The 14028-nt window shown below is 53.7% G+C and carries 14 protein-coding genes; 8 read left to right on the top strand and 6 right to left on the bottom strand.

The genetic code is table 11. The annotated features are described in order from the left end of the window. Nucleotides 1–28: 28 nt before the first annotated feature. Nucleotides 29–526: a CPCC family cysteine-rich protein gene (locus tag MWU49_RS12880; protein ID WP_246973064.1), complete on the bottom strand. Its 498-nt coding sequence runs from the start codon at nt 524–526 to the stop codon at nt 29–31. Between the two features lie 332 nt (nt 527–858). Here MWU49_RS12880 and MWU49_RS12885 point away from each other — a divergent pair, with 332 nt between their 5' ends. Then, on the top strand, nt 859–1869 hold the full coding sequence (locus MWU49_RS12885) for a hypothetical protein (RefSeq protein WP_246973066.1): 1011 nt from the start codon (nt 859–861) through the stop codon (nt 1867–1869). Continuing rightward, the gene (locus MWU49_RS12890) at nt 1841–2620 is read left to right on the top strand and encodes a hypothetical protein (RefSeq protein ID WP_246973068.1); all 780 of its coding nucleotides are present in this window, start codon (nt 1841–1843) and stop codon (nt 2618–2620) included. Before MWU49_RS12885 ends, MWU49_RS12890 begins: the two co-directional genes overlap by 29 nt. A gap of 54 nt (nt 2621–2674) precedes the next feature. Here MWU49_RS12890 and MWU49_RS12895 read toward each other — a convergent pair whose 3' ends face one another. Next, the gene (locus MWU49_RS12895) at nt 2675–3385 is read right to left on the bottom strand and encodes a hypothetical protein (RefSeq protein ID WP_246973070.1); all 711 of its coding nucleotides are present in this window, start codon (nt 3383–3385) and stop codon (nt 2675–2677) included. Continuing rightward, entirely contained in the window at nt 3382–3567 is a 186-nt protein-coding gene (locus MWU49_RS12900; protein WP_246973071.1) for a hypothetical protein, read from the bottom strand. The genes MWU49_RS12895 and MWU49_RS12900 overlap by 4 nt, the downstream gene beginning before the upstream one ends. Nucleotides 3568–3792: 225 nt before the next feature. Here MWU49_RS12900 and MWU49_RS12905 point away from each other — a divergent pair, with 225 nt between their 5' ends. The 6 genes from MWU49_RS12905 to MWU49_RS12930 all read left to right on the top strand — a co-directional run bounded on the left by MWU49_RS12905 (nt 3793) and on the right by MWU49_RS12930 (nt 12588). Further along, complete coding sequence (locus MWU49_RS12905) at nt 3793–4143, top strand: helix-turn-helix transcriptional regulator (protein ID WP_246973072.1); 351 nt, start codon at nt 3793–3795, stop codon at nt 4141–4143. A 27-nt stretch (nt 4144–4170) separates the two neighbouring features. Beyond that, nucleotides 4171–5178 (top strand): hypothetical protein, encoded by a 1008-nt coding sequence (locus MWU49_RS12910; protein WP_246973075.1) that lies wholly within the window; start codon nt 4171–4173, stop codon nt 5176–5178. 168 nt (nt 5179–5346) lie between these two features. Next, a complete protein-coding gene (locus MWU49_RS12915; protein ID WP_246973077.1) occupies nt 5347–5739 on the top strand; it encodes an HIT family protein in 393 nt (130 codons plus the stop codon). A gap of 263 nt (nt 5740–6002) precedes the next feature. Continuing rightward, a complete protein-coding gene (locus tag MWU49_RS12920; RefSeq protein WP_246973079.1) occupies nt 6003–8156 on the top strand; it encodes an N-6 DNA methylase in 2154 nt (717 codons plus the stop codon). Then, nucleotides 8153–9361 carry a restriction endonuclease subunit S gene (locus MWU49_RS12925; protein WP_246973082.1) on the top strand — a complete coding sequence of 403 codons (1209 nt, stop codon included), beginning with the start codon at nt 8153–8155 and terminating at the stop codon, nt 9359–9361. Before MWU49_RS12920 ends, MWU49_RS12925 begins: the two co-directional genes overlap by 4 nt. Then, a complete protein-coding gene (locus tag MWU49_RS12930; protein WP_246973084.1) occupies nt 9358–12588 on the top strand; it encodes a type I restriction endonuclease subunit R in 3231 nt (1076 codons plus the stop codon). The genes MWU49_RS12925 and MWU49_RS12930 overlap by 4 nt, the downstream gene beginning before the upstream one ends. A 108-nt stretch (nt 12589–12696) precedes the next feature. On the opposite strand, the gene MWU49_RS12935 is transcribed toward MWU49_RS12930, so the two are convergent. From MWU49_RS12935 to MWU49_RS12945, 3 genes are read right to left on the bottom strand one after another with little or no spacing between them, the layout of a single operon-like run. Further along, the gene (locus MWU49_RS12935; RefSeq protein WP_246973086.1) at nt 12697–13173 is read right to left on the bottom strand and encodes a hypothetical protein; all 477 of its coding nucleotides are present in this window, start codon (nt 13171–13173) and stop codon (nt 12697–12699) included. Then, nucleotides 13173–13604 carry a helix-turn-helix transcriptional regulator gene (locus tag MWU49_RS12940; RefSeq protein WP_246973087.1) on the bottom strand — a complete coding sequence of 144 codons (432 nt, stop codon included), beginning with the start codon at nt 13602–13604 and terminating at the stop codon, nt 13173–13175. Before MWU49_RS12940 ends, MWU49_RS12935 begins: the two co-directional genes overlap by 1 nt. Further along, the gene (locus MWU49_RS12945; RefSeq protein WP_246973088.1) at nt 13594–14019 is read right to left on the bottom strand and encodes a hypothetical protein; all 426 of its coding nucleotides are present in this window, start codon (nt 14017–14019) and stop codon (nt 13594–13596) included. Before MWU49_RS12945 ends, MWU49_RS12940 begins: the two co-directional genes overlap by 11 nt. Nucleotides 14020–14028: the final 9 nt, after the last annotated feature.

The following is a 14028-nucleotide window of genomic DNA, read 5'->3' on the forward strand; positions in this document are numbered from 1 at the left end:
CTCGCTTCTCATCACTCGCAACTGTTTTTTACCGATGCAAATCCTTCCAGCGCTTCTCCTCCGCCTTCCGCAAGATGCGCTCCTGATCCAGAATCTCCTTCCAATGCGCAACCAATGCTTCTTCGCCCACCGAAGGCAGCGCCTCATAAAGCCCAATCAATTCCTCTTTCAGCGCAGTAATCTCCGCCGAATCATTCCCCGTCACCGTCGTATTATTCTCCGGGTGATACATGGTCCCGAACGCCACCACATTCGCCCGCGCCTTGGTCAGCGAATATGCCCCGTTCGGACCACCGCCCCAGCCCTGGGTATTGGCGTCGTCTTCGCCATCATCTTCCCAGATACACAAATGACAGATCTCATAGGCATCCCGCCGCTCCAGCGTTGGATAACCGCAACAGGGGCAGGGCACTCTCACCACCTGAGTGCGCTTGTTCAGCCGAACATCAATGCCCAGCCCGGCAAACACCGCCCGCCGCCGATCCAGCACCGCCTGATTCTCATCCGTCCACACAGGAGTTCGCATAGCACCACTAGCGCCCAATCAACGTTGAGTGATCATTAAATACCAAACGGCTTTCTTTGTGGGAGCACATGCTTGCATGGCGAATGCCTGATGCGCGGCGTCACCATGTTGTGCGTAAACTATTGAATGTGGCAGCAAGCAGCCTTTTCGTCGTAATAAAGAGCGCAGGCGACGTGCTCGTCGTGGTCTGCAATGCGTCGACAGGAAGTTGTCCCCTGCTGTGCAGGTGTCTGCGGAAAGAGAAATTAATGATTAAATATCAGATTGTTATGAATAAATAAAGACGATAACATTTTAAATGTTATCGTTGCTAAAAATGTTATCATGCACTCATGAAGACGCTACTTACCCAATTTCAGACTTACCTCAACAGCATGACCGGATTGCAGGTTGAGGGGCGGCCATTGGCGGCGGCAGGTCTGCCTCACTATCTGGGACAGGCTTATGCGCTGTATGCCCTGGAGATCGAAGGCCGGTCGGTGTTGGGTATCGCGCTGCGCGAACCGGAGGGTTTCCGGCCTGCTCAGTTTGAAAAGCAGCTTCCCCGCCTACTGGATGTATCTGGGCCGATGGATGGCTACTGTGTCATCGCCTCTGCGCTGTCTGGCTACGTCCGGCAACGCTTGATAGCACGGCGTATCCCCTTTGTGATTCCGGGGCGGCAGATCAACTGGCCCATGCTGGGTGCCGTGGTCGAACCGCGTAGCAGCGACAAGGCGTTGCCGGTTCCTGGTGAGCCGCTCAAGCCTGCCACCCAGCTTGTTATCCTTCATGCCCTTAATAGTGACGGGGCACAGCCGGTGACAGCCAGAGCACTGACGCAAACCCTGGGCTATACCCCCATGACCATGAGCCGCGCCCTGGATGACATCGAAGCCAATAATCTGGGGCGAGTTACCCGTGTGGGGCGGGAGCGGCAGCTGGGTTTTCCGGATGGCCTGGCCGTACTTTGGCAGCGTGTCCAGCCGCTGTTGCGAGATCCTGTGCGCGAAACTGTCAGGGTCTGGAAAACGGCATTGCCTGAGCAGGCGCTGTACTGTGCTGGCGAGTCGGCGCTGGCCAGGCGAACCCTGCTGGGCGCACCCAGCGAACCGGTGTGGGCCATCGGTCGTCAGGCGTGGAAGCCGTTAGCCAAAAAACTCGAGCCGATTCCCATCCCGGAACCGGGAGCGGTGCAGTTGCAAATCTGGCGCTATGAGCCGGGGGTATTGGCGAGCGACGGTGTCGTCGATCCCTTTTCCCTGTATCTGAATTTACGAGAAACCCGCGATGAGCGCATCCAGATGGAACTGGATGCCATGATGGAGGAGATTCATGGTCAAAGGACTGGACCGCTTTCGTGAGCACTTTGAAAGCTACAAGGATTGTTACGTCCTGATCGGTGGTGTCGCTACCTGGCTGGCACTGGATGAAGCTGGTCTCGACGCCCGCGCCACCCGCGATCTGGATATCGTACTTTGCATCGAAGCGCTCGATGCGGAGTTTGCAGAACACTTCTGGGCCTTCATTGAGGCCGGGGAATACGCAATACAGGAAAAAGCAGGGGGCGGCAGAGTGTTCTATCGCTTCAGTCGCCCTGGCCAGGGCAACTATCCCGACATGCTGGAACTGTTTTCTCGCAAACCGGATGAACTGGTGCTCGGTGATGACAGCCACCTGACCCCAATTCCGGTGGAAGACGACGTCTCCAGCCTGTCCGCCATCCTGCTGGATAATGACTACTATCACTGGCTGCACGCTAACGTGACAGAGCAGGGTGGCGTATCGGTAATCGATGAGCGCTGCCTGATCCCCCTCAAGGCGAAAGCCTGGTTAGACCTGACCGAACGCAAGGCCGCAGGTGAAAACGTGGATAGTCGCAATATCAAAAAACATTGCAATGATGTGTTAAGACTTTTCCAGTTGCTGGCACCGGACTTGCGCATCGAACTGCCTGCCTCCATAGGGAATGACCTGACGCGTTTTCTTGATCAGGCGGGGCCGGAAATCAATGACGATCGGTTAAAAAATCTGGATATCAAGGGAGTCACCGCTGACTCGGTGATTAACCGGATTCGGGATTGCTTTGCGAGGACAGAGAAGGATAAGGGATGAACATGGTCATCATGATGATCCCTGCCGGGATGGTAGGGATCATCATGATGGGGGCTACGGCAGGGTGTATTCCACCTTGCAGCCGTGCAATTTAAGCGTGTTCCCCTCAACAGCTGGCGCGACATCGTCTGCGTAATTGGCGGTCACCATCAGGGTGTAGGCATATTGCGTGTTGTCGACCACTAGCTCGGGAGCATCAGGATCAAAAGGCGTCGCCGTCAGGGTTTGCAGGCCCACATCACTTGACGAGGTGCCGGTGGAAAGAATGCCGTTAGTGGTCGCTGTGGTCAGATCCAGCTGGCGAAGCGTAATAGGGTAGAAGTTACTGTCCGCCGCGGTGCCATACAGCTCGTCATTTACCAGGCAAGAGAGGCCGGTGACGGTGGCCCCTTGCGGCAAGTGCACTGGTGCAGTCAGGCTGCAGCTGGTGGACTTTGCCCAGTACATATCAAAGTAAACGTAATTCAAAATCCGCAGTTCCTGGCAGGCTGACGAACTGCTGTTGCTGCTGGTCCACTCCGAAAACGCAAACGCCGACAACGACACCGCCCCATCCGGCAGCTTCGCTTCCAGATCAGTAATGCGCTGATCATTGTCATCCACCGCCGACTTCACCGCGTTGAAGTTGCCGTTCACTTCCTCCGCCTTGGCGGGCGTATTCGGCACAAAGGTCGTCAGCCCGGTCACGTCCGTCGCCCCGACCGAACCCATTAGCGAAAACGCCAGCACGCCGCTCACCATCCGTATTATTTGCAACCCTTTCATTGCCATTCCCCCTCATTCCAGTTGCTGCTATTCCATTCCGCGTTGGTGCTGTTGTCCGGCGTGGTCGATGACGGTGCTGGCGGTGCATCTGAACTGGACGAACCGCCACAGCCGCTCAACAAAAACAGACAGGTGCACAGCACACCGGCAATGCCGGTACGCATTCGGTCAGGTCGTTTCATGATTGCCCCCGTTGGTATTTGTTTGGCTAAAAAGCCTTTATCAAAGCCTAGGGAGGTCAGTGAGGGCTTGCCAATGAGGGGGTCACAGTTTGTACGGACAGGCAATTCTGGCCCCACAGGAGCCCATGCTCGCATGGCGGTTGGGCTCCAAGGCCGGGCATCGTTGAAATGAGTGAACGGGTCGAGGAGGTTGACAATGTGTAGTGTGTATTAAACACTACACAAATGAGCTTTGGTGACTACCTACGACAAGCGCGGCTCGCCCGCCAACAGCAAGACAAAGGCTACTCCCTGCGCCAGGTGGCAGGGCGGGTAGGCGTTGAGCCGGCGTATCTGTCCAAGATCGAGCGCGACATCTTCCCGCCGCCTTCCGAGCAGATGATCGTGAAGCTGGCAGAGGATCTCGGCGAAGACCCGGATGTATTGCTGGCACTGGCAGGCAAACTCTCCACGGAACTGCGGGAGATCATCGTTCGTCGCCCACGGCTGTTTGCCGAGCTCATACGGCAACTCAAGGACGCCCCTGACCACGCGATTCTGCGCATGGTCAGGGAGGTGACAGACGGCGACTGGTAGAAACACTCTCAGAAAGGAGAGACCAACATGATCGAGTTAAACGCAGATCAACTGATTTTTCGTTTTCCGGAGGTGCACCCGGAAGCGGTGTGCCGGGTCAACTTCCAGCGCACCCTGCGTATCCCGGATGACAATCGCGCCTACGCACTGCCGCCCGGCCTGGGCCGGTTCCCGGTGCAGCACGTGGAAGACCATGCCGAGGCCTTGCCTACGGAATACCTGAAGCGCGGCGGCGTCATGCTGCCCATGTACCAGGCGGAAGCCATGTGGATCAGTTTCGCCGGTGCCGGCGACTATCCCTTCCTGCTGAAAATCGCCGCCGGTAAAATCAATGCGGTCACCGGTGAGCCCTGGGCCGATGCCGTATCCGCCAACCCGCAGGACTATGTGGTTGTCCCCGACCAGCCCTGGCTGGACGGCTTCTGTATCCAGAAAGGCCTGATCCGCCAGTTCGTCGCCATGCCCCTGGGCGCGGGCTATACCGCAGAAGAACAGCTCACCGGTGCGGCAGAATTCGGCGGCCTGCAGATCATCGCCTACCCCATGAAGCGCGAGCGCTACGAGGCCATCAAGGCACAGCGGGAAAGCAGGGTCGCCCGCTCAATGAGTCTGGATGCTTTCATGTGTGAAGAAGATGCCATGCCCGCCAGCATGGGCCTGGCACCAGGCGGCTTGATGAAGCAGGAAATCCACCAGGACCCCTACGGCATCGACGCCTGGGATCTCGCCAATTCCAGTCGCTGCTTCGTACACCTGCTCAACAGCCAGGACTGGCAACAGGTCACCGGCACCCAGCCCCCCGGCGAGGCGCCCACCGCCTGGGACTACACCGCAGCAGGCCTGCCCTGGTTCGATTATTACGCCGAAGGCAAGGACGCACTGGAAGGCGCGGGCCCCCTGGCCGGCCTGGACAGCGTCGCTGCCAAAGGCATCAAACAAGGCGAAACCCCACTACCCGACAACGACCCCGTAACCCCATCCCATGTCATCAAACTGGGCACCGGCAAACCGCCAGTCAGCGAAGGGGATTGGTAATCACAACCGGAAGTTTGCCTTTGTAGGAGCCATGCTCGCATGGCGAACCGGCCGCTGGCCGGCAACCGTAAGCCAAGGCTGGCAACCCCATGAACCTGTGCTAAGGTTTCCCCATAAAAATGAACAGCCTTCAGGCAGGGAATGCCAAGGCAGAACAAGGGGATGGGAATGCCAGAGTGTCCATTTTGTACCGTGCCGGCCGCCGTACCGGATGGCCCAAGCCTGCAAAATGCCCAGGCCTATGTGTGTGAAGACACATTCCCTGTCTCCCCCGGCCATCTGCTGGTCATCCCCAAGCGCCATGCCAACGACTGGTTCGACCTCACCGAGCAGGAACAAACCGCCGTCATGCAGCTGATCAACCAGGCAAAAACCTGGCTGGACCAGCGCTACGCCCCGGATGCCTACAACATCGGCATGAACTGCGGCGAAGCAGCCGGCCAAACCGTCCCGCACATGCACTGCCACATCATTCCCCGCTATCAGGGTGACAGCGACGATCCCAGTGGGGGTGTGCGTTGGGTGAAGCCGGAGCAGGCGGATTACTGGAGTGAGTCATGACTCACCAACAGGGCGTGTCCAGTTTTTATGTGAGCCTGCCAGCTAGAGCGCTCACTCCACCCAAATTTTGGGGCATGCGGTATGAGTACAGCGCTGAGCGCGGGCTGCGTATAATTTCGCCCAGATAACGGGCCTGACACCTCGCCATCGTAGGTGGAATGAGGCAAGGCTAGATCAAAAAACAACCAAAAGCCAGAGGCTATCTGCCGTTGGCTATAAAAGACAGGCGCCGCGTGTGTCTGCCACGAAATTAGGAAGCAGTAATGCACCAACTCCAACACATCGAAGCCATCGAGAAGCGCCTGTGGAAGGCCGCAGATACCCTGCGTTCCAATTCCGAGCTGGCCAGCAACGAATACTTCATGCCCGTCATGGGTTTGATTTTCCTGCGCCATGCCTACAGCCGCTTTCTGAAGGTCAGGGCCGAGATCGAGAAGACCCTGCCCAGCCGTGGCGGCAAAACCCGCGCGCTTACCAAGGAAGACTTTTCCCAGAAGGGCTCCATCTTCCTGCAAGAGCATGCCCAGTTCGACCACCTGGTCGCCCTGAGCGACGCGGATGATCGCGCCGAGGCTATCATCGAGGCTATGGAGTCCATCGAGAAGGACTACACCGGCCTGCAGGGCCAGCTGCCCAAGCAGGAATTTCGCGACATTCCCAACCAGGTACTGGGCCAGCTGTTACGGACCCTGAACCCGGACGAGTTGAAGCAGACCGATGGCGACATCTTTGGCCGTATCTATGAATATTTCCTTACCCAGTTTGCCGACCAGGGAGCGCACGATGGCGGTGAGTTCTTTACGCCCATCTCGTTGGTACAGTTGATTGTCAATGTCATTGAGCCCAGGAAGGGCAAGATCCTCGACCCGGCCTGTGGCTCGGGCGGCATGTTCGTGCAGAGCGCTCACTTCGTAGAAGAGCTGGAAAAGAACCCGGGTACAGAGCTGACCTTCTACGGTCATGAGAAGAATAAGACCACCACGCGCCTGGCCAAGATGAACCTGCGCACCCATGGCCTTGAGGGCAATATCGCCGGGGGTAATGAGGCCATTACCTACTACAACGATCCCCATGAAGGCTTATGGGGCAATTGTGATTTCGTTATGGCCAATCCCCCCTTTAACGTGGATGAGGTGGATGCCGAAAAGGTCGAAAATGACCGGCGTCTGCCCTTTGGGCTGCCGAGCGTCAATAAGGGCGGTAAGGTCTCCAACGGCAATTATCTGTGGATCTCCTACTTCTACAGCTACCTGAACAACACTGGCCGCGCCGGCTTTGTGATGTCCTCGCAGGCATCCAGTGCCGGGGGGGGCGAAGCCAAAGTCAGGAAAGCCTTGGTCGAAACCGGTGATGTCGATGCCATGATCGATATACGCGGCAACTTCTTCTATACCCGCTCCGTTCCCTGCCAGCTTTGGTTTTTGAACAAGAATAAACCCAAACAACATAAAGATAAGGTGCTAATGCTCGATGCACGTAACGTGTATCGAAAGGTCACGCGTAAAATCTATGACTTCAGCCCCGAGCAGTTGGCCAACCTGACAAGCATCGTATGGCTATACCGTGGTGAGCAGGGAAGGTTCATCGAGCTGGTGCAAAGTCATATTACCAATGCGATTGATCATGCCTGGTATGCGTTTTCAATTGTGGAGGATGAAGGTGGCAAGGAAGTCGAGTACACACCCATAAATGATTTCCTCGAAATCATGGGCTCAATCGAGAAAGCGGTTGCGCCATTTTATGGTGGGCAAGCCGAAGAGTATAAAGCCCAGCTGGATGAATTCAGTAGTGCTTTAAAGCTGCTAAGCACCGATACCGAAGCTTTTGATAGTCAGGTCGAGAAGACAGAGAAGGATTGGAGCAAGGGCAATTACGATAAACCTGCCCCACTATTGAAGCTGGTCGATAAAGGCGGAATGATTGAGCAGATCGCCGAAACCTGTCGCGACACTATCAAACAGGTCGATCTGGTTTATAAGCTCGCGACTCGCCTGATCGAAACGGCCGAGAAGGAACTCGAAGCCAAAGCCTCCGAAGCCTGGGATGCCAGGCTAATCAGCTCTGGCAAGGATAGCTTGCGCAAGCAGGCCGAATCCGCCCGTGAAGAAGTGGTCGAAGAGCTTAAGCAGGCGCGTTATTTCTACAAGCAGGCCCATTGGCTGATGGTGCGTTTTCCAAAAGCCGAGTTGGTTGATGTGGAAGGCCTAGTAAAGTTGGTAAACATCAAAGAGATAGAAGCCAATGACTGGAGCCTGACTCCGGGTCGCTACGTAGGTGTGGCACCAGAGGAAGAAGATGAGGATTTTGACTTCGAGGATACTCTTCGTGATATTCATGTTGAGCTTCAGGGATTGAATGAGGAGGCTGCACAGCTTGCTGACAAGATCGCCCAGAACTTCAAGGAGCTGGGGGTATGATGGGTACTATTGAGGTTCGAGTTGGCGACCTCGGTGAGGTGGTAACAGGAAAAACACCGAGCAAGAAAGAGGCCAAATATTTTGATGGCGAATTCCAGTTTGTGACTCCTTCGGATTTGAGTTTTAAGCACTATTACTGCAGAAAAACTGAGGTCACTGTCACTGAAGAGGCCAAAAGTAAACACAAAAATCAGTTTGTTCCTGCTGAGTCTGTGATGTTTACTTGCATAGGAAACACAATTGGGAAGTGCGCAATTTCTTCTGAATTGTGTCTTACTAATCAACAAATAAACACAATAGTTCCTGGTGATGAAAATGAATCGAAATTTATCTATTATTTTCTTAATCACTATATGGAAGTGTTTAGAGGGATAGGGTTGAGTGGTGGGGCGGCAACACCCATCATTAATAAAACCAGCTTTTCATCTGTGAAACTTAAAGCTCCTTACAGAGAGAAGTGGCCAGAAATTGGTAGGCTTTTAAGCGCTTACGATGACCTCATCGAAAACAACCGCCGCCGCATTCAGTTATTGGAAGAATCCGCTCGGCTGCTTTACAAGGAATGGTTTGTGCATTTGCGCTTCCCCGGCCACGAGCACGTCAAAATAAAGGATGGCGTCCCGGAGGGGTGGTCTGAAGGAATTGTTTCTGATTTCTATAATACCGCATCAGGTGGGACGCCAAGTCGGAAAAATCTGGATTTCTATACTGGCGACATAAGCTGGATAAAGACTGGCGAGCTGAAGGATGGTTTTATTGTAAATTCCGAGGAGAAGATCACGGAAGAGGCGATCAAAAATTCGTCTGCAAAGCTGTTTCCCGTACATACGGTTTTGGTGGCCATGTACGGTGCCACAATTGGCCAAACGGGAATACTTGCTGTGGAGTCTGCATCAAATCAGGCATGTTGTGCGCTTATGCCAAAGGAAAAGATAGCGAACTATATCTACGCCTACCTGTTTTTGAGGGAAAATAAGGCAGGCCTCATAGGGCGGAGCAAGGGAGCTGCTCAGAATAATATAAGTCAAGATATCGTTAAGTCATTCAAAATGATAATGCCGTCGGGGATTATTATGTCTTTATTTTTCGACAATCTTAGCCCTGTGTTTTGCCAATTGCTGGCGCTCCAGCAACAAAATATCAAGCTGGAAAAAGCTAGAGATATATTGCTTCCTCGCCTGATGTCAGGAGGTCTCGCTGTATGAATACAATGACGGAAGATGTTCTGGTCCAGAAAACAACAGCGGATTACCTGCTGAATGAGCTAGGCTGGAATGAGTCCGTCTTTGCTATGGAGGAAACGCTTGGCACCGAAGGGATGCTAGGCCGCGAAAGCGAAACAGATATAGTCCTTACCCGTTATCTGGGTGAGGCTTTAATCAAATTAAACCCCGGCCTGCCTGATGAGGCCTATCAGGATGCGATCCGCCAGATTCTTGAGGTAAACCTTTCCCAGTCGATGCTTGGCATCAACCACGAAAAGGATAAGCTCTATAAGGAAGGCGTGTTGGTTACGTTCAAGAATGACAAGGGCGAGCGTCAAAGCAAGCGTCTACGTGTTTTTGATTACGACAACCCTGACAACAACCACTTCCTGATTGTTCGTGAGCTTTGGGTCAAGGGTGATATCTATCGCCGCAGGGCAGACCTAGTTGGTTTTGTTAATGGTATTCCGTTGATCTTTATGGAGGTAAAAAACCTGCATAAGGATGTAAAGGCTGCCTACGAGCAAAACTTCAACGACTATAAAGATACGGTGCCGCACCTGTTCTACCACAATGTCATGGTGATTCTGGGTAATGGCGTTGAGGCAAAAATTGGTTCGCTATCTTCCAAATATGAGCACTTCAATGAGTGGAAGCGTTTGCATGAGGAAGAGCCCGGTGTGGTTGATATGGAAACCTTGCTTAAGGGTGTGTGCAGCAAGCCGAACCTGCTCGATATATTCGAGAACTACACCATCTTCGATGATTCCAGCGGCAAGCTGATCAAGATTGTGGCGCGTAATCACCAGTTTCTGGGTGTAAACCGCGCTGTGGAGGCCGTCAGGAACAAGGAGAGCCTAGCGGGAAAGCTCGGGGTCTTCTGGCATACCCAGGGCTCAGGTAAGTCCTACTCCATTGTTTTCTTTGCAAAAAAAGTCCATCGCAAGCTGGGTGGCAATTATACCTTTCTCGTCCTCACCGACCGGGATGATCTGGACACACAGATCTACAAGACCTTTGCGGGGGTTGGCCTGGTAGATAATGACAAGGACCCGTGTCGGGCTGCCAGTGGCCGCCATCTGGAGGAGCTGCTGGGGCAGCACAAGGCCTTTGTGTTCTCGCTGATCCAGAAATTCAACGACCCGAACATGACCGGCTCCCCGCGGGACGACATCATCGTGATCACCGATGAGGCCCACAGGACACAGTACGGGACGCTGTCCCTCAATATGCGCAACGCCCTGCCGAACGCCAGCTACATTGGCTTCACGGGCACGCCGTTGCTCAAGGACGATGAGATCACCCGCAAGGTGTTCGGGGAATACGTCTCCACCTATGACTTCCAGCGAGCTGTCGAGGATAAGGCTACGGTGCCCTTGTACTACGATGCGCGCGGGGAAAAGCTCATCTTTACCACGGAGGATGGCACGGAATACCCGGTGTCAGACCCCAAATCCCTCAATGACCGCATCGCCGAGAAGCTCGAGGAGTTCGAGATTGATGACGTGGACGTTCAGCAGCGCCTGGAACGGGAGCTGAAGCGGGACTACCATATCGTGACCTCCTCCAGCCGGCTGGAACAGATCGCCCAGGATTTCGTCCAGCATTATGCAGAGGGCTGGGAGAGCGGCAAAGCCATGCTGGTGTGTATCGACAAGCTCACCTGCGTGCGGATGTACAACCTTATCCAGGCGCAATGGCTGGCCCATATCGAGCACCTGGAAAAGCAGATTGACGCGGTGGCCTATGACGAGCAGGAGACCGTGTTCCGTCGTCGCCAGCTGGCCTGGATGAAGGAGACGCTGATGGCGGTGATCGTCAGTGAAGAGCAGGGCGAGGTGGCCAAATTCCAGAAGTGGGGGCTGGACATCACCCCCCATCGGCGCCTGTTCAAGGAGGGCTTCACCCTTGAGGATGGCAAGCGTCTCAATGTCGAAGCGGCGTTCAAGCGCGAGGAGCACCCCTTCCGCGTGGCCATCGTCTGTGCCATGTGGCTCACCGGCTTCGATGTGCCCACGCTGTCTACCCTTTACCTGGACAAGCCACTCAAGGCCCACACTCTGATGCAGGCCATTGCACGCGCCAACCGGGTGGCCGAGGGCAAGAACAATGGCTTGATCGTCGATTACTGCGGCATCCTGAAAAACCTGCGCAAGGCGCTGGCGGATTTCGGTGGCGCCGGTGACGATGCGCGCGGTGGAAATGGGGAGCAGGACCCGACCCGGCCCAGTGAAGAGCTGTTGGCTGAGTTGGCAGAGGCCATTGCCCTGGTGAAGTCCCATCTGGACGAATCCAGTATTGGTTTTGCGGATATCATCGAGGCGCACGGCTTCGCACGAAACAAGGCTATTAATGATGCCAAAGAAGCCATCAACCAGAACGACCAGACCCGCAAGCAGTTTGAGGTCATGGCCCGCGAGGTGTTCAAGAAGTTCAAGGCCTGCATCAACATCCGGCCAGAGATCAACGACTACCGGTTGGACCGGGACGCAATTAATATTATCTATAAGTCGTTACAGAATGATCGGGAAAATGCCGATATAAGCCATATCATTATGGAGCTGCACCAGCTGGTTGACCAGGCTGTGGAGGTCCGTGAACCGGCACCTGAAGAATCGAAGATCTATGACATTAGCAAAATTGACTTCGATCTGTTGCGTCGTGAGTTTGAAAAGGTAAGTAACAAACGCACCACGGTGGTGAATCTGCGCGACGCCATCGAAGACAAGCTCAGAACCATGCTTAGCGAGAACCCGCTAAGAACGGATTACCAGAAGCGGTTTGAGGAAATTGTCTCCGAGTACAACAGCGAGAAGGACCGCCAGACCATCGAGCAAACGTTTGAAGAGCTCATGCGCTTCGTCCAGTCGTTGGATCAGGAAGATGAACGGGCCATGAGGGAGAACCTTACCAAGGAAACGCTGGCGCTCTTCGACATGCTCAAGAAGCCGGGTCTGATCAAGAGCCAGATTGCCCAGATCAAGAAAGTCGCCGTAGAGCTACTCGAGACTCTCAAGGCAGAGCAGCTTGCGGTGGATAACTGGCGCGCGCGAGAGGGTACCCGTGATGCAGTGAAACAGCGCATTTACGATTTTTTGTATGACGAAAATACCGGGCTGCCTGTGGATGGGTACGAAGAGGACGATATCCAGCAACTCACCGAGGCAGTGTATCAGCATGTGCTGAGGGTCTATCCGAAGCTGCCGTCCCCGATTTATTCGGCTTAATAACCTGTTGTGCAAATTAGTCGGTATATTTGGCCTGACAACCCGTAAAGCAGAAATTCAACGTGCAAGAAAAACTGGAAATTTTCGAGACTGCGTTGTTAGAGGCTTTTAATTACTGCTTTTCTCTATCATATACATGGGAACTTCAATGACTTCTTTCATTCCCATTCTGGCAGACATGTTTTGCAAATACTCTCGCCAATATGGCCATACATGATAGGCAACATTGTTCTCCGAAAACGCTCTGACCTCATCTTCTGTCAGTTTTCGCTGACAATTATAGCGAGCGCAAAAGCTACCAATGATTTCTAACTGTGGCTCGTAGTTTTCTATGTCAGTATCTTCCTCCGATCCTACAAGCCTGAACCCGAGTGTATAGATAAACCTGTAGCCTTGAATGTCATCGTCATTAGCAAGTTGCAGCTCCTCTGCCAGCTCCAGGGCCTTAAAAGACTGTGATAAAGAGGTTTCTGCATCAATGCTGGAAGGGTCAAAGTCATTTCGAGTTTTACAATATCCGTGATCAAGGTTTACAGATTGTATAGCCAGACATTGCTGCGCCGCTTTCAGTGCTTCTGATGCCATTAAGCTGCAACCCCATTGCTTTTGTGCCAGGTTTTGTCGCCATTTTGGAAAATAGGCGTAGCTTTCACGACGCCAAGTCGCGGCTGGCGTACCGGGATGTCTTGCCAGCTAGCATTTTTTGTAAGTTCGCATTGATTGGAGTGGTCGCGAGTGAACTTGATTTCAGGGGTCACGCCCAACGCAAAGCAGATGTCAGCAAGGGAGCCCAGTGTCATGTTGCGGGAGCCGCTCAAAAGTTGAGTAATATAAGAGCGGGACTTGCCAAGATGGCGGGCAAGCGTAACCTTGCTAACTTGAAGTTTTTCAAGCAACACAATCAGGTCTTCAGTGACGTTATATATCAACTCTTCTCTTGCTAAAGCTCTATCTTCTGCGCGGCTGAATTCTTTATCTGGGGAATAGAACATATCGCGTGCTTGTTTAGCGGTCATCGCCATTCTCCTCAATTCTTCGCCAATTTCGGCCAACCTTGTCGGTATCTCTCTCATCGAGATCGTTGTAATCCTTGTACACATAGTGGCTGATGAACCATGTGCCGGGAACGCGATCTGAGAGCCAGCAGTAGCCCCTGATGGGAATTCTCTTTAAGGCTCTAAACTTTTTTCTGCGCTGCTGGCCTGGACAAGAAGGGAGCTGTCCCTCCGAGGGGAAGTTTTCATTGGACATCTCTCCGCCATCAGCTAAACGTTTTATCTGCAAGGCCATCTGTGTTGTCAGCGATTTGGCTTTATTTGCCTTCACTTTTTTGAGGGCATCGTAGAAGGAATCCAAGGCACCTTCGCAATGAACAACCTTATATCTCTTCCCATGATAGGAAGGTTTGGGTTGGATTTGGTCCTTCGGCACGCGCAATCC

Origin of the sequence: Alcanivorax sp. S6407 (assembly GCF_023016115.1) — a bacterium.
Lineage (GTDB): Bacteria > Pseudomonadota > Gammaproteobacteria > Pseudomonadales > Alcanivoracaceae > Alcanivorax.